The organism is Psychrobacter sp. (assembly GCF_030457785.1).
Taxonomy (GTDB): domain Bacteria; phylum Pseudomonadota; class Gammaproteobacteria; order Pseudomonadales; family Moraxellaceae; genus Psychrobacter.
Map to the genome: position 1 here is coordinate 1 of NZ_JAKDUI010000034.1, position 15,584 is coordinate 15,584.

The following is a 15,584-nucleotide window of genomic DNA, read 5'->3' on the forward strand; positions in this document are numbered from 1 at the left end:
GGTCGTTAACTGCTCGTGCTTGGGCGCAACTTTAATTGTTGGGTTTGGTATTACTAAAAAAAGGCAGCACCCCAAAAAGAAGCGCTGCCATCATTTAGAACTCAACTTCAAAACTAGAAAAATTAACCCCGCACATTCACCACGTAACGCCCAACCGTTTTGCCCGCCATAAAGCGATCTAAGTACTCTGGCGTTTGCTCTAGCGTAATCTCTTCGCCATAGCTCTCGAGATTGGGTAGCTTCATATCAGTTGCCACTCGATTCCAAATAGTCTTTTTATCTTCTAGCGGAATATAGACCGAGTCGATACCGAGTAGAGACACGCCGCGCGTGATAAACGGCAGTACCGTCATCGCAAATTCAGCGGAGGCCGCCAGACCACAAGAGGTGACCGCGCCGCCTGCTTTAGTTTGCTTGAGTAAGTTGGCGAGATATTCACCGCCGACCGTATCGATAGCGTTCGCCCATAGCTCGCGGCCGACAGGTCGTTTGCCGACGTCATTGACGCTATCACGATGACGGACTTCGGTTGCGCCAAGCGCTTTGAGATGCTCAGTTTGCTCTGTCTTCCCTGAGAAGGCGATGACGTCATAGCCTAACTGGCTCAAAATCGCGATGCTGATACTACCCACGCCGCCAGTCGCACCGCTGACGGCAACTGGACCATCACTTGGTTTTACGCCCATTTTTTCGAGCTTTTGAATACTGAGTGCTGCGGTGATACCGCCAGTACCGTAGATCATCGCCTCTTTTAGGGTCAACGCATCAGGGCAGGCAACCGCCCAGTCAGCAGGGATAGAGATCATCTGACCCAAGCCGCCAGGTGTATCCATACCTAAATCGTAGCCAAAGATCACGACCTTTTGCCCTTCATTAAAGGTGCCCGACTTGTCGCTGATAACGACACCCGCTGCATCAATACCTGGGGTATGCGGGAAGTTTTTGGTAATCATCTTATTGCCGGAGGCCGACATCGCGTCTTTGTAGTTGAGAGAGGAGTAGTGTACCTCGATCAGTAGATCATTATCTGGTAGCTCGCTGACCTGACGCTCCTGAATGCTTTTGCTAAAGTTACCCTTGCTATCTTCTTGTACCACTAACGCCTTAAAGGCTTTATCGTTCGACATAGTATTTTCTCCTACTGTAATATCCATATATATTTTACGGCTTCAAGATCACTTTGCCGTTTTTTTCCTTTTGCAGTTTTCCGTCTACTGCTTTGACCACATCTGCCAAATCAAACGTGGCTTCAACAGGCAGCTGTAACTTACCTGCAACCGCACGCTCGATCAGCTCATCGATCAGACATTGTTTGTTCTCCAGGCTCATCTCTTGACTGAGCTTGCTACCCCAAAATCCTTTGATAGTCGCTTGCTTAAAGATGACATGCGTCGGGTTGATGACCATCGGTTTGCCAGACATCGCACCAAAGACAGCTAGCGTGCCACCATGACCGAGGAGCGAGAGCATATCGCCGCTGTCTTCGCCGCCTACAGAGTCGACTGCCGCGCTAATTTTGTCATCACCAAGGATAGATTTGACCTGATCTTTCCAGTCCTCGTCTGAGGTGCTGACGTTATTTTTGATGCCCAGTGCGTCTAGTTCTTTGATAGCATCGCTACTTCTAACCACGTTAATAGTATTCACGTCGCGCGCTGCTGCCAGCATGGCGAGTGATTTACCGACTGCACCGTTTGCCGCATTATGAATGATCCATTGACCGCTCTTAACCTCTAAGAACTCAAGGAGCATTAAGGCGCTAAGCGGCATCGCAATCAATTGCGCCGCCATGTCGTCATCCAAGCTATCTGGTATCGGAAATATCATGTGTTCAGGTGCGGTGAAGTACTCTGCCCATGTTGCTTGCACACTGGCAGCCGCGACACGCTGACCGACTTTTAGGTCTTTGACATCGCTGCCGACAGCATCGATTACGCCTACTGCTTCGGAGCCAGCGATGGCGGGTAGCTCAGGTTTAAAGCCATATTGTCCACGGATAGTCAGTAGATCATGGTTATGGATAGATGAGAGTATCGTTTTGACTCGGACTTCATTTGCCTTCGGCTCGGGGATGGGGCTGTCGCTTAGATTCAGTACATCAGAGGGTTTGCCAAATTCGTTATAGGTAGCGCTGCGCATAATCATTTCCTTTGCTTATTTATGGTTTTGTGGTTTATGGTTTGATAAGTATGTTAAGAGTATGAATAACTGACTATAAACATCATGCTATTAAGTAAGGTCATCCACCAATGTAATTTTTGTTTTAGTAGAAACGATACCATGATAATGATGTTGATAGGTCATCGACTCACAAAGTCACTATACTTAAAAAAACCACTATACTTAAAAATAGACTGGTCGTCTAGACATCGGGTACATTTGCGCTAACGGGATTTCATTATAGAAAGCTTGGCTTACATCAGTAGTGTTTTTTGTATTACTTAGGCCATAAATTGCATCAATTAGTACATTGATGCAATTTATGGCCTTAAAATGGCTAAATTTTCGCTAAAGGGTGTCAAAATCCTTGCCAATATGTTCATCTTCACTGCGAATCTTTCCTTGTTTAGCATCAATTTATTTCATTTTAATGCTCATAATCTAATTGATGACACGCCCTAATAAAACTCAATACGACTAAGAATATGCTCTTGCACGACATAGGCGCAGGCATAAGCGCTTGGCCAAGCAAACATAAATGCCAGTCCCCACGAATGCATCAGCTCCATAAAAAAGCCATCGATAAAGCCTTGTTTTACTACCAACAATGCCGTCGAAATAATGAACGACATCATCATCGCCATGATACCCGTGAAGATAAGTCGATAGTATTTTCGCCGTGTACGTATCCTAATGATGGGAAGTTTTGCCATAGTATTCGGTTGTCCTGCGTGGTGTCGGCACCGTGGTGGTAGGAAGGTAGGAGGACGCACTGGGTAAAGAAGCTATCATCCTCGTCGTGCTCTATGATTATAACGATCTACGATTATAACAACCTATGCTCATGATATCGCTTGATGAGGGCTGGGTAAAATGTCTTTCAAAACACCCTTCAAAATAGCGCACCAAAGCTGGTTGCTTTTGCTAGGATAAAGGGGCGTAAAACACATAATAGGGTTAGGACATGACAGCTAGAAAACAGCGTACATTGGGTATCATCGGCGGCATGAGTTGGGAGAGTACTCAAAGTTATTATCGCTTAATCAACGAAGGCATCAAAGCAGAATTAGGTAACTTGCATTCAGCGGATTTACTGATTCATAGCGTGGATTTTGCACCCATTGGCGAGCTACAAGCGCAAGGCGCGTGGACTGAGATGGGCTCGATGCTGGCAAATAGTGGTGAACGCCTAAAAGCAGCAGGCGCACAAGGTTTGCTCATCGCGACCAACACCATGCACAAAATCGCAGATGAAGTGCAAACTGCGACGGAGCTACCGCTTATCCATATTGCTGATGCCACGGCTGACGTAATACAACAGCAAGGGCTGACCAATATCGCACTACTTGGCACGCAGTTCACGATGACTGAGGATTTTTATAAGCAGCGGCTGCTCGATGCAGGCTTGCAAGTACAGGTGCCAGAGGCAAAGGATCGAGCAGAGCTACATCGTATTATTTACGAGGAGCTGTGCCAAGGAAAACTGCTCGATAGCTCAAGACAGTATTATACTCAAGTCATTCAGGAGCTAGCCAATGAAGGGGCAGGAGGCGTTATATTGGGTTGTACTGAAATTGGGTTACTCATCAATCAAGCGGATAGCCCGATTGCCGTATTTGATACCACTGCGATCCATGCAGCGGCCGCGGTAGATTTTTTGTTGGATGAATATTGAGTAAAAACTGTTATATTATAATTATGAGATATTATCATTACCAGATATTGTCATTATTAGATGTGGCGAGTGGCACTAATTAGGTTGCGCTCGCCACATGCCACAATACCGCCAACTGTTTTTTAACTTCTTAATAGGAAGTCTTTGATGAGATTAAAACGCCTAGGTCTTACCGTTTTCTTCAGCTTATCAGTCGTTAGCTGCACCACAACACCGAATACTTTAGCCATAAATACCACCCAAAAGCTGGTTCAATATGAGCGCTCAAAAGCTGACTTAGCCGTAAAAACATTCACGTTATCATCTGGAGAAACGATAACCTATGCCGAAAATGATAATACAGATGCTGAGCCTTTATTGTTGATACATGGCTTCGGCGGTAATAAAGACAACTTTACCCGTATCGCTGCTGAGTTGGCAGACTACCATCTGATTATTCCCGACTTACTGGGGTTTGGTGATTCGAGTAAGCCTGAGCGCGCAGACTATCGATCTGATGCACAAGCGCAGCGCTTGCACGAGCTGCTGCAAGCCAAAGGCGTGGCATCCAATGTTCATATCGCTGGCAGCTCAATGGGCGGTGCTATTAGCGTGGCTTATACAGCGATGTATCCTAATGAGGTCAAAAGTCTGTGGTTAATCGATAGTGCTGGCTTTTGGTCAGCGGGTATCCCGAAGTCGTTGGAAAATGCGACGCTTGAAAACAACCCACTATTGATCCAAAAGACAGAAGATATCTACAGAATGTACGACTTTGTCATGTACAAGCCACCATATTTGCCAAAGTCCGTGCAAGCGGTCTTCGCACAGGAACGCATCGCAAATCAAGCGTTAGAGGCCAAAATATTAGAGCAAATCGTGGTAGATAATGTCGAGGAGCGTGCCAAATTTATCGCAGAAAATCACATTCCAACCTTAGTGACCTGGGGTGAAAAAGACCAAGTCATCAAGCCTGAAACGACTGATTTAATCAAAACAATTATTCCACAGTCACAGGTCATCATGATGTCAGAAGTCGGTCACGTACCAATGATAGAGTCGGTAAAAGACACCGCTAAGGATTATAAAAAATTTTGCACAACGTTAAAAGGTGAGTAATTTTATAAATCTTTTACCAATCGCTCAAGCAGCTCATTTGTGCTCTCTTGTTTGACCAAAGATACCCCTTGTCCTGCCCATAGCGATAGGTGTTCTGCATCCATATTTTTGGCAGCATGAGCTCGCATAAATTTGGTCATGGCATTTAATTGCGGATAGGGCGGTAGCGCATTAGCGTTTTCAAATTCAGCAAAATCACGTAGATAGTTATTTAATAAACCACGAGCGAGCTTACCTGAAAACAGTCGTGTTAAGCGTGTCTCAGCGCTGCGATTGCCTTGACTGGCATCGATCAGCGCTTGCTTGTAAGTATCATTGATACCGCACTGGTCTGTGGTGAGAAATGCCGTGCCAAGCTGTGCCAACTCCGCACCGGATATTTGAACCGCTTTGATATCTTGTGCAGTCATGATGCCACCAGCCGCAATCAATGGAATATCGGTACAGGCACGCGTTTGGCCAATCAGTGTCAATAGCCCTAATGGATCGCTCTCACTTTGCGGTAACCAACCACCACGATGTCCGCCAGCCTCGATTCCTTGTACACATACTGCGTCTGCCCCAATATCCGCCCACGCTTTCGCTTCTAATGGGTGATTGGCGGTACCGATGACGCGTGTGCCTAGATTTTTCAGATGCTGGACTTGCTCAGCACTGATAATACCAAAGGTAAAACTGGAGACAGGAACGGGGTTGTCATAGAGCACTTGCAGCTGATCTGAGAAGTTCTGAGCGGGGCATTTAGGTAGTGCACATTCGATAGTGTTGTCTTGATAGTACTCACTTAGCCAAGTAGGGAGCTCGGTATCAATGGTCGTATACTCCTGCTTGGAGAGTACCATCAGGTTGATCATAAAAGGACGGTCGGTGAGCGATTTAATGGTATCAATTTGGCCGGTTAAAACGTCTGGCGCCGTCATACCAGATCCCAATGAGCCTAGTCCACCAAAGTTACTTACCGTCGCTGCCAGTTCAGGTGTGGTTGCACCTGCCATTGGTGCTTGGACGATAGGGTAGGAGAGGTTCAGGGTTTTAAGTAAGCTCATGACTGGCTGCCTTTTAGTAGAGTGTTTGCATGAGCTACTTTAACAAAGCTGAATATCGTCTGTGTTAGATAGTGTGTATTTAGTTAGAAAATAGAAGGAGTGGGCTTTGGCTATGGTTTTGTAGGTAAGAGCTATTAAGGCACATACTTAATATCATTAAAGTATCTAACCAGAGCAAATTGAAACACATAGTGAATAAAAAAACCTAGAGAGATTTTAATGGCTTCTCTATTACTTAGTTTTAACTTCTTATAATCTACTGAATTTTATGAAAACTGTAAATAAAATAGGCTAGCTTCCAGGCCATCCAAAACGATGACAAAGAAAACTGACCTACTTTTATATTCTTATAAACTAATTTTTCTTATCTTTTAATTCAACTGCAACGACCCTTTCGCATTCATCAGTAGCTCAACTACATCATCACCACTAATTACTTCAAAACGCTTATCGACATCTGACTCTTCTACGCCATTATGTTTCATGCAAGCGCCGCAGACCAATACTTGACCGCCTTTTTCGATAAAGGCTTCTAGTAACTCACCAGCAGGCTCAAACGGATCGCCGATGTCTACATTGTCTAGCGCATTTGGTTTTGCCAGATGCACCGCATCCACCATGAGTATGACAGTAGCAGAATGGCCTTTTTTCAGTGCCACACCTGCCATAGTAAAGGCGACAGTGATCTTGTTTGGATTTGATTCACTATTATCAAATAATGTGCCGACATAATCTGTTGTGTTAGCCATACTGCTCTCCTTATAAGACTATATTTATTTTGTCTGAGTATATACTCACCACTATCCTAACATTTATTATACTTATTTGTATAATGTATTGTTATGCAATAGTAGTCATAAGGTTACTTACTTGTGACGTGCTTGTGATGTGCTTTTGAGAAGTATTCAGCAAAGCCGCTTTTGATTAAGCTATCTTATCATTACTCCGTAGGCGGCCATGGGCGGTCGGCATCACTCTCTATCCATTCGGCCACATAGCCGGTCGGCGGCATCGTCCAATCAGACTGCCCTAATACTGCCAGTACTTGTGCCGGGTCGATCACTTTACCGCCTTTGGTCACACCCGTACGCAGTAGACCCGAGGAGCAGGGTTTACCTTTCACCCACATGGATTGCTCGATATAGATCCAGCGCGCATCGATACCGACGATTTTGGTCTTTAGCGTGACTTTTTGAAAGGCGCGGATACGCTTACGATATTGGATGGTGCTGCCCGCGATCACCAAACCCCAACGCTGCTTTATCAACTGCTTGCCAAGCCCAGTCCGTACCGCAAAATCCATACGTCCCAAATCATACAGCGTGAATACGCGGCCGTTATTCATCTCCAAAAAATTATCGATATCAGATAGACGGCAGCGAAATTGAATCTCACTGGTATCTTTGAACGTCAATGTATCGCCTTTTTTCGTTTTTAGGGCGGCACGAGCGATGGTGCTGGCATAACGGATAAATGGGTACATAGCGCACTCTCAAAAGGGTTAAAAGATCAGGTTATTGTTTTGTCATTGATGACAATGATTATTTATTGTCAGAGTCTACATCCTGAGAAGGTTCGCTAATAGAAGCCACACCAATCCAATTGAAATAAGCGCTGACGGTTTCGGGTATCCAGTTGATATCGAATTTTGAAGTCTTAGACTCTTTATCACTAGTGACAGAAGATTTGCTTTTGCCCTGATCATTGTCCGAACGATAACGCAAATAACCGATATGACCACCGTGCGGCGTATCCAAAATAGTCACGCTATCTGAGACATCGTTTGGCGTCGCAGTGAAACCGATAAACGGATCGTCTTTAGCGCTAATGAGTAGTAGTGGCTGGGTAACGTTTCTTAGATACGGTAGGGCAGAGGCCGTATAATAATAGTCGTTCTTAGAGCGATAACCATGACGTGGCGCGGTAAAAATATCATCAAAATCACTGATGCGATTGGATGATTTGATAGCGTCGATTTCATCTTTGCTCAAGTCATTGGCGAGGGCTTTTTTGATAATTGGGTTAAGCAAATACGGCGTATAGATACGATGACTCAGAAAACTATGCATCGTAATGGCAGCTGAGGACATATCGACAGGTGCGGAGATGACAGCCGCGCCTTTACATAGCGCCTTATCGCTATATTCGCCCATATATTTGGCCAGTGCATTACCACCTAATGACACACCAACCGCATAGATATTGGCATACTGCTCGCGCAAATTCTGTAGCGCGTGATGTACCTCATCTGTATCACCAGCATTATAAAATACGGTACCGCTGGCAGGAATACCGCCACAACTACGGAAATGGGCGACGACAAAGTGCCAGCCTTGGGCATGCATTTGATACGCCAACGCACGAGCATAATGACTGTCACTACTGCCTTCCATTCCATGAAATAGTACGATTAATGGTGTCTGCTCAAGCTCACCATCTGTCGATTCTGCTACAGGGTGCGCATCATAAAAGTCGTAGGCAATATCACTCTCGTCCAATGAGTCTTTTTCGACCACACGGCGATAGGTCGGAGCTTTGGGTGCAAAGAATTTGGGCAAGATGCTTTGTAGATGCGGATTGGTTAGCCAAAATGGCGGTTTGAATGGTTTGGGGGAAAAGGGTTTTTTCGGGCTAGGTGTTGGCATATTATGGTCTTATATAAGGATATGTGTTGTCGTTAATCATCAAGGTTTTATCATAGCGACCATCATTATAAAAACCAATGTTTTTCAGTGAACGTGTGGTTACTCAAAATACTGTCATCAATCTGTTCGAGTAATAGGAGATAGGGTGCATAGCGTAAGTGCTGTTGTCCCTCTAGGGTTCGTCTAACACCCGCCCATCCATCGCAAGACGCTCTTTTAATCTGTCAATATCTGCCTCAGCGAGTGTCACGGTTAGCGTTACTTGCTTGCTGTAAGCAGCGTCGTCAATCCCACCATTCAAGCTCTCGACCACATAGCGACACTGGGCTTCAGTAGCAAAGTCAGCCAAGATTTGCACCTTTGCCATTGGCACATAAGGGAGCAATACCATCTCATCGACCGCTGCTTGCGTCGACCCTGCGTAAGCACGAGTCAGCCCACCAGCACCCAGTTTGATACCACCAAAGTAACGCACCACGACGATGATGACATTGCCGATAGATTTGTGCTGTAGGACATTTAGTATCGGACGTCCCGCTGTGCCGCTTGGCTCGCCATCGTCATCGAAACCTGCGCTGGTTGTGTTATCAGGGTCGCCAATGATATACGCCCAGCAATGGTGACGAGCATCTGGGTACTTTTCGCGTAGCTGTTCCACGTGAAACATGGCTTGCTCACGCGACGTCACAGGAAAAGCATAGGAGATAAATTCAGATTTTTTAATGTCTAAACGAGTAGTGACGGCACGTTTTAGTGTTTGATAGCTCATATTTCATCAGGCTTAGGTTGGATATGGTAAACTTAATCTAACTTGCACTGTCTGCCGTATTGGGCGCAGTGTGCAATTAATTTTCATTATAGTACCATTTCTAGTCAGTGAAGATAACGAGCGGCTCACGCCGAGTATAAAGATGTTGGCTTCTGACTTAGATTGGTCTTATAAAACTGATGGTAGCAAATAGCATGCGTTTAGATAAATTTATTAGTAAAGCCACTGAGCTGTCGCGTAAAGAGTCGAAAAAGATTTTGCACGCAAGCGAGGTGACTGTGAATGACGAAGTCGTAAAAGACCCAGGCTTGCACGTTGATATTATCAATGATGATGTGATGTGGGTTGGTGAGCCGCTGTCAGTGGCCACAGGCAACCGCTATATATTGTTGCATAAGCCAGAAGGCTTTGAATGTACGCTAAAACCAAAAGAGTATCCCATCGTGACTGAGCTGATTGCCGTGCCAGAGCTTGACAGCTTACGTATCGCTGGACGTCTCGATGTCGATACCACTGGTGCGTTGCTGCTGAGTGATGATGGCGGTTGGCTACACCGTGTGACCAGCCCCAAGCACGAGCATGCTAAGGTCTATGAGCTGACGTTGGCCGACCCAATGGATAGTGCAGCGCAGGAAAAAGCCATCAAAAAAGTCGCCGAAGGTATCTTGCTAGAGGGAGATCATGAGCCGACCAAGCCTGCCACGCTTGAGTTTATAGATGAGACACACGCACGCCTGATTCTAGAGCAGGGCAAATATCATCAGGTCAAACGCATGATGGGTTACTTTGGCAATAAAGTTGTCGAACTGCATCGCGCGAGGATTGGTCATATTACTTTAGAAGGTTTGGACAAAGGCGACAGCCGCTTCTTGACACCAGAAGAGGTCGAAAACTTCTAGGACATATTCCCTAAGCTGATAGCCTTTCATTTCTAAGTAAAATTGCTTAAAGCCCTGCTATAAAATACGAATATAGCAGGGCTTTTACTTTTATAGTTATTTGTGGTGCTCACTCGTCACTGCCTCGCTTGATGGCTATATTGAGCATATCCGCTAGATTGTGCTTGTTTACAGGCAAACACCTACTCACAACCCAATCTCGAACCTAAACGACGACACATTTTGGCAGGCTGTTTTTATTACCTATCCCTTAAAGTTTTGTGGCAGTTTTGCAAAATCAGACAGTTAGGGCTTCGCAAAAGCACGAGCTATGGTAAAGTCTTTTAATTCAGTTAATATAAGTTTTTGTATAATATTTTATAAAATCGCCTTCATCAAAATTAGCTTTCTTCAAAATTAGATAGGATGGTCTTCTGTGAAATTACCTGTATTAAAATCTGCTAGCTTAATCAGTGCCATGTTGTTGGCAACGACGGCTTGCGCCGATCCGAACGCTGTTGACGCTGCCAGCCAGAGTGCAAGCCCGAGTTCAAGCCAAGGTGCCACCCAAGCTGACCAAGTTCTACAAGTGAGCGATGAGGTCGATAGCCGGTTGCGCCAAGTGCTTAGCCAAGCAGGCATAAAGGTGCAAATCACAGCGATTGAGCCTTCTAATTTGCCCAACATGTATCAAATTAGCCTCGCCGATCAACCACCATTGCATATCACCGAAGATGGTAAATACGTCATCCAAGGCGAGCTACAAAAAAACCCAAGTGAACGCGTAGAGACCACAGCACCCACTCGTAGCAGTAGCACACAGGCAGGGCAGCCAGTCAGCCCTGAGACTAAATCCGCTATTCTTGCGAATATGGGCGCCCTAAAACATATGAATGATAAGATACCATTCTATTATACCGCTGTGCCTGGTGTTATCTGGGGCGCGACACTAGAAGGCGTGCCATTCTTGTTGTCCGATGATGCGCAGTATATTACTGATGGCGAGATTTCAGTGATCGAAAACGGTCAGTTTATGGGACTCGATGAAGATTTCGAAGCTCGCAAAAATCAGTCTGTATTTCAGACGTTAGATGAAGAGCAGTTGATAACTTATCCTGCAACGACCGCTGAAAAGGCAGTTATTTATGTGGCGGATGACGTCAATTGCCCTTATTGCCGTCGCCTGCATCAGCAAGTACCGATGCTTAATGAAAAAGGCGTCACGGTAAACGTCATCGGTTATCCGATATATGAGCAGTCACCTGAACAGATGCGTGATATCTGGTGTCAAGGTAGCGAAGACAGCCGCCGCGCCGCTTTCGATAAAGCGATGTTGCAGGGAGATATGACACCTGCACCAGCCAACTGCACAGTCGACAATGTGACGCCAAACCGTGACAAAGCGGCTGGTTTGGCGGTGATGGCGACGCCTGCTATTTATCGTGAGGATGGCGTACTTTATCAGGCAAGTTTTGAGAGCCCTGAATTTTTAGAGTTTTTGGGAGTAGAGTAGCTTGGGCGTAGAGTAGCTCGATTAGTCGCTTAAGCTACTAAAACCATACTACTTCTGGGTTAGGTGCTGTGCGATCTGCTCAATATGCTCGGTGCCAATACCACAGCAACCGCCGATAATACTTGCACCAGAGTCTTGCCAAAGCTTAGCCCAAGTCAGATAATGCTTAGGAGTTGTGTCCTCACGTATCTGGCGCAGTTGAGCGTTGGCCTGTTTGTGGCTTTGTTTTGATACAAAGGCATTAGCATATACACCCAGCTGCATGGGTGACCCTGCTTCATCGATCGTAGCCTTTGCGACTTGCAGTGCAGAGGCCATGACCTCGGGTTGGCTACAGTTGAATAATACCGCATCAACATCCAACACCATCATAGCCTGTATGGCCTCTGCCACTGATTCGCCAGAGCGCAGTGTAGGTAGTACAGGTGAATAGATGGTCTGGTCAACATCGGCAACGTTATCAGTAGAGATATCTGGTTGACTGCCCTCTAATTGGCTATCGTCCAACGTAAATGCGATCCAAATGGGTTTAGACAGAGTATCTGTTTTCGCCGTGGATTCTTTTTTAGTCGCTGTGAATTTCTCAATCAACTGATACCAGGTTTGCGCTTCAACGATACTACTTTGCGTCTCTACCAACCACATATCTACATAGTCTGCTTGTGCTGATAGGAGTGGCTGCGCAATAGTGGGCGCTTGCTCAGCATCGAACAAATCTGGTCGATAAGAGCCAAATAACGGCGGTAAACAGCCAGCAATTTTCACATTTGTCGGACTGTTAAGGTTTTTATCTGTCTGTGAATTGCTGGCTTGTACGGCCTCAAAGGCGAGTTTTGCCGCTGTTTCTATAAGCGCTTCGCCTTTAGAAAAAAAAGCATCTCCTAAATGATAAGGGGTGACTGCATAACTATTAACCGTGATGACAGTGGCACCAGATTTTATGTAGTCCAAATGGATATCATGCACACTATTGGGAGCTAGGCTCAGTGATAGCGCTGACCATTCAGGTTGACGAAAAGGCGCACCGCGCTGTTCAAGCTCACGGCCCATCCCACCATCTAGTATCGTCATAGGTGTTGCTGTGACAGTCTCTGGGGTAGTAGACGAACGGTGAGTTTGGTTGGGTAGTACCTGCGGCGTTGTTCTAGTTTGCATCATAAATTCACTTATAAATTAGCTTAATAGTCCCAAGTCCTCAGTTTTAAACTCTTCAGTTTTGAGATTCTCAGTTCCAAGCTTCTCAGTTTGTTAAAACGCTTCAATTTAAAAAATAGACACAGCATTTTTTGCTATAGCCATGCTATCTGCTATGGCTATATTGTGTATTACGGCAACACAATATTGACGATTTTCCAACCGATTAGTCCATCTCGCTGCATCTCTATAGTCAGTGGATAGCCTTTCACCTGACCACTGATATTGAAGCAGTTGATACCACAGTAACTCAGTTTTGGCTTATCGCTATCGGTGCCTTGCGCGGCTCGTTGTTCTAGCTCAGCCGCTTGCTTTTTCATAATCTCTTGTACTTGGCTTTCGACGACTGAGTCGATATCGCCACGCTGGACGATGAGGTTTTGAATAAAGTCTTTGAGATTGACTTGGTTGCTAGCGATCGCCCAAGCGGCAGCGAGCTCTTTGGTCGCCGTGTTTGCTTGTCCTTGAGTATTGATAACTCGCTCGATGTTTTGCGGTGTGACGGCACCGTCCACAGCTTCCATGATAAAGCTATTTGCTGCTTGGGTTAATGCTTCACCGCCCAACTCCATGACTAACGGATACTGGCTGATGGTGGTAGAAAACTGATCGGTCAATTGATTTTGAATACTTGGGCGTACTTGCTCATAATCAATAGCAGCTGCGATGGCTGCACCATTTTTATCGTCGTAGGCGTTTTTGAGATGATAGGCGCTGTAGTAAGGCGATCCTGCATAAATTGCCATGATAATGACTATTAATAAAACAATTAGCTTTTTCATAAGAAATGATACCTTCATCGCAAACTTAATCATGAACTTAATTATGGTCATAGAAATGAGCACAAACTTTGCGACAAATACTAGCACGACTCCATCATATTAAGGTATGAAAACCTTTACCAAACCCTAACCAACTCTACTTGGCGCGAAGGAATGAGTTCGCTGGTAAATTTCATCGATTCAGCGCTTGATAAATCATCCAACCATCTCCATAAAAAGCGCAAACTTTTAATAATTGATTTGGCTAAGCAGCATCCCACCATACCTGCACGAATAATGTATCCAGTGACGATTTTATATATCATCGCTCAAACTGTTATGTTTCATGTGAAACACTTAAACAGGGGGTGAAAAATGATAGCGAGATTGCATTGCTAGGGCGGGTAGTGGCACTGTAGAGATGATAGGAGACTCCATGAGTAAGCGCGATTTTTATGAAGTATTAGGGGTTAGCAAAACCGCTGACAGTAAAGAAATTAAGCGAGCCTACCGTAAGCTGGCCATGAAATACCATCCCGATCGCAACTCTGATGATCCAGACGCCGAAGATAAATTCAAAGAAGCGTCGATGGCTTATGAAGTACTGAGCGACCAAGAGAAACGCTCAGCATACGACCGTATGGGGCATGCAGCCTTTGAAAATGGCATGGGCGGTGGTGGTTTCGGTGGTGCTGGCGGCGGCAACTTCAACGACATCTTCGGTGATATCTTCGGCAACTTTGGTGATATTTTTGGGCAGTCTCGTGGCGGCGGCGGTGGTCGTTCTCGTCGTGGATCAGATTTGCGTTATGTGATCGAGCTGACACTAGAAGAAGCCGTACGTGGCTGCAAAAAAGAAATCAGCTTTACTGCACCTGCGCCCTGTGGCACTTGTGACGGCAAGGGGGCAAAAAATGCTTCTGATATTGTCACTTGTCAGACCTGTCGTGGACAAGGTCAGATTCGTATGCAGCAAGGCTTCTTTGCTGTTCAGCAAGCTTGCCCGCATTGTGGCGGCACAGGTAAGCAGATCAAAAACCCTTGTCCTGATTGCCACGGTAATGGAGTCAAAGACCAATCACGCACACTAGAAGTTTCTATCCCTGCAGGTGTCGATGATGGTGATCGTGTCCGCCTAGCAGGTGAAGGCGAAGCGGGTGGCGCTGGTATCCAAAACGGCGATCTGTACGTTGAAGTACGCGTCAAAGCGCACAAAGTCTTTACTCGTCAAGGTGCAGATCTATATATGGATGTGCCAGTGAGTATTACTGATGCAGCGTTGGGTAAAGAAGTCGAGATTCCAACGCTAGATGGCAAAGTAAAACTGAAAGTCGCAGAAGGCACGCAAAGTGGCAAGCTACTGCGTGTACGTGGTAAAGGCGTGACCCCAGTACGTACGACTATGAAAGGCGATTTGATTTGTCGTGTCGTTATCGAAACGCCAGTGAATCTAACGCGCGAACAAAAAGACTTGTTACGTCAGTTCCAAGATACTTTGGATGGTGATAGTAAACATCAACAGTCGCCGCATAAAAAGTCATTCTTTGCAAAGATTGGTGATTTATTTGATTGATGCGTAGATATACGACAGTATTAATCTGATATATCAAGCCTAATGGTTCCACGTGGAACCATTGGGCTTTTTTTTGATGCTGCTTTTTTGATGCGAGAAACAGCCATGTTTACCGTGTTATTTGCTAAACTTAAGATAGACATAATCAAAAGATTTTAAAATCGCTACAGTGCTACTGGGACAAAATTTTTGGCAGCCTCTGTGAAGACAGCGCGCAAGTAAAATTTGTACCAGTAGACGATAATACAATCGTATCGGTTTTATGTTTCTTC

At 45.4% G+C, this 15,584-nt stretch carries 15 protein-coding genes; 5 read left to right on the forward strand and 10 right to left on the reverse strand.

Features of this window, described 5'->3' with window-relative positions; genetic code table 11:
• Positions 1–122 precede the first annotated feature (122 nt).
• The 3 genes from L0J61_RS03140 to L0J61_RS03150 form a co-directional block, all read right to left on the reverse strand.
• A complete protein-coding gene (locus L0J61_RS03140; RefSeq protein ID WP_301464863.1) occupies positions 123–1,127 on the reverse strand; it encodes a YhdH/YhfP family quinone oxidoreductase in 1,005 nt (334 codons plus the stop codon).
• A gap of 34 nt (positions 1,128–1,161) precedes the next feature.
• Positions 1,162–2,139, reverse strand: coding sequence for a zinc-binding dehydrogenase (locus tag L0J61_RS03145; protein WP_301464864.1), 978 nt, complete (start codon positions 2,137–2,139; stop codon positions 1,162–1,164).
• A 479-nt stretch (positions 2,140–2,618) separates the two neighbouring features.
• On the reverse strand, positions 2,619–2,873 hold the full coding sequence (locus L0J61_RS03150) for a DUF2798 domain-containing protein (RefSeq protein ID WP_301464865.1): 255 nt from the start codon (positions 2,871–2,873) through the stop codon (positions 2,619–2,621).
• Between the two features lie 251 nt (positions 2,874–3,124).
• Here L0J61_RS03150 and L0J61_RS03155 point away from each other — a divergent pair, with 251 nt between their 5' ends.
• Both L0J61_RS03155 and L0J61_RS03160 read left to right on the forward strand, forming a co-directional pair.
• Positions 3,125–3,835, forward strand: coding sequence for an aspartate/glutamate racemase family protein (locus tag L0J61_RS03155; protein ID WP_301464866.1), 711 nt, complete (start codon positions 3,125–3,127; stop codon positions 3,833–3,835).
• A 147-nt stretch (positions 3,836–3,982) separates the two neighbouring features.
• Positions 3,983–4,933: an alpha/beta fold hydrolase gene (locus L0J61_RS03160; protein ID WP_301464867.1), complete on the forward strand. Its 951-nt coding sequence runs from the start codon at positions 3,983–3,985 to the stop codon at positions 4,931–4,933.
• 2 nt (positions 4,934–4,935) lie between these two features.
• On the opposite strand, the gene L0J61_RS03165 is transcribed toward L0J61_RS03160, so the two are convergent.
• The 5 genes from L0J61_RS03165 to L0J61_RS03185 form a co-directional block, all read right to left on the reverse strand.
• Positions 4,936–5,979 carry a nitronate monooxygenase family protein gene (locus tag L0J61_RS03165; RefSeq protein WP_301464868.1) on the reverse strand — a complete coding sequence of 348 codons (1,044 nt, stop codon included), beginning with the start codon at positions 5,977–5,979 and terminating at the stop codon, positions 4,936–4,938.
• Between the two features lie 371 nt (positions 5,980–6,350).
• Positions 6,351–6,728 carry a DsrE family protein gene (locus L0J61_RS03170; protein ID WP_301464869.1) on the reverse strand — a complete coding sequence of 126 codons (378 nt, stop codon included), beginning with the start codon at positions 6,726–6,728 and terminating at the stop codon, positions 6,351–6,353.
• 191 nt (positions 6,729–6,919) lie between these two features.
• Positions 6,920–7,462 carry an acyl-CoA thioesterase gene (locus L0J61_RS03175; RefSeq protein ID WP_301464870.1) on the reverse strand — a complete coding sequence of 181 codons (543 nt, stop codon included), beginning with the start codon at positions 7,460–7,462 and terminating at the stop codon, positions 6,920–6,922.
• Between the two features lie 58 nt (positions 7,463–7,520).
• On the reverse strand, positions 7,521–8,624 hold the full coding sequence (locus L0J61_RS03180; RefSeq protein WP_301464871.1) for a YheT family hydrolase: 1,104 nt from the start codon (positions 8,622–8,624) through the stop codon (positions 7,521–7,523).
• Between the two features lie 172 nt (positions 8,625–8,796).
• Positions 8,797–9,393: a YigZ family protein gene (locus L0J61_RS03185; RefSeq protein ID WP_301464872.1), complete on the reverse strand. Its 597-nt coding sequence runs from the start codon at positions 9,391–9,393 to the stop codon at positions 8,797–8,799.
• A 194-nt stretch (positions 9,394–9,587) separates the two neighbouring features.
• Here L0J61_RS03185 and L0J61_RS03190 point away from each other — a divergent pair, with 194 nt between their 5' ends.
• A complete protein-coding gene (locus L0J61_RS03190; protein ID WP_301464873.1) occupies positions 9,588–10,292 on the forward strand; it encodes a pseudouridine synthase in 705 nt (234 codons plus the stop codon).
• Positions 10,293–10,707: 415 nt separating this feature from the next.
• Positions 10,708–11,784 carry a thioredoxin fold domain-containing protein gene (locus L0J61_RS03195; protein ID WP_301464874.1) on the forward strand — a complete coding sequence of 359 codons (1,077 nt, stop codon included), beginning with the start codon at positions 10,708–10,710 and terminating at the stop codon, positions 11,782–11,784.
• Between the two features lie 48 nt (positions 11,785–11,832).
• On the opposite strand, the gene L0J61_RS03200 is transcribed toward L0J61_RS03195, so the two are convergent.
• A complete protein-coding gene (locus tag L0J61_RS03200; RefSeq protein ID WP_301464875.1) occupies positions 11,833–12,942 on the reverse strand; it encodes a homocysteine S-methyltransferase family protein in 1,110 nt (369 codons plus the stop codon).
• A gap of 167 nt (positions 12,943–13,109) precedes the next feature.
• Complete coding sequence (locus L0J61_RS03205; RefSeq protein ID WP_301464876.1) at positions 13,110–13,760, reverse strand: DUF2939 domain-containing protein; 651 nt, start codon at positions 13,758–13,760, stop codon at positions 13,110–13,112.
• 415 nt (positions 13,761–14,175) lie between these two features.
• On the opposite strand from L0J61_RS03205, the gene dnaJ reads away from it, so the two are divergent.
• Positions 14,176–15,312, forward strand: a complete 1,137-nt coding sequence (gene dnaJ / locus L0J61_RS03210) for a molecular chaperone DnaJ (protein ID WP_301464877.1) — start codon at positions 14,176–14,178, stop codon at positions 15,310–15,312.
• Positions 15,313–15,584 lie beyond the last annotated feature (272 nt).

Coding starts and splice junctions, on each gene's coding strand:
- L0J61_RS03140 (WP_301464863.1), bottom strand. CDS start 1,127: ATGTCGAACGATAAAGCCTTTAAGGCGTTAGTGGTACAAGAAGATAGC.
- L0J61_RS03145 (WP_301464864.1), bottom strand. CDS start 2,139: ATGCGCAGCGCTACCTATAACGAATTTGGCAAACCCTCTGATGTACTG.
- L0J61_RS03150 (WP_301464865.1), bottom strand. CDS start 2,873: ATGGCAAAACTTCCCATCATTAGGATACGTACACGGCGAAAATACTAT.
- L0J61_RS03155 (WP_301464866.1), top strand. CDS start 3,125: ATGACAGCTAGAAAACAGCGTACATTGGGTATCATCGGCGGCATGAGT.
- L0J61_RS03160 (WP_301464867.1), top strand. CDS start 3,983: ATGAGATTAAAACGCCTAGGTCTTACCGTTTTCTTCAGCTTATCAGTC.
- L0J61_RS03165 (WP_301464868.1), bottom strand. CDS start 5,979: ATGAGCTTACTTAAAACCCTGAACCTCTCCTACCCTATCGTCCAAGCA.
- L0J61_RS03170 (WP_301464869.1), bottom strand. CDS start 6,728: ATGGCTAACACAACAGATTATGTCGGCACATTATTTGATAATAGTGAA.
- L0J61_RS03175 (WP_301464870.1), bottom strand. CDS start 7,462: ATGTACCCATTTATCCGTTATGCCAGCACCATCGCTCGTGCCGCCCTA.
- L0J61_RS03180 (WP_301464871.1), bottom strand. CDS start 8,624: ATGCCAACACCTAGCCCGAAAAAACCCTTTTCCCCCAAACCATTCAAA.
- L0J61_RS03185 (WP_301464872.1), bottom strand. CDS start 9,393: ATGAGCTATCAAACACTAAAACGTGCCGTCACTACTCGTTTAGACATT.
- L0J61_RS03190 (WP_301464873.1), top strand. CDS start 9,588: ATGCGTTTAGATAAATTTATTAGTAAAGCCACTGAGCTGTCGCGTAAA.
- L0J61_RS03200 (WP_301464875.1), bottom strand. CDS start 12,942: ATGATGCAAACTAGAACAACGCCGCAGGTACTACCCAACCAAACTCAC.
- L0J61_RS03205 (WP_301464876.1), bottom strand. CDS start 13,760: ATGAAAAAGCTAATTGTTTTATTAATAGTCATTATCATGGCAATTTAT.
- dnaJ (WP_301464877.1), top strand. CDS start 14,176: ATGAGTAAGCGCGATTTTTATGAAGTATTAGGGGTTAGCAAAACCGCT.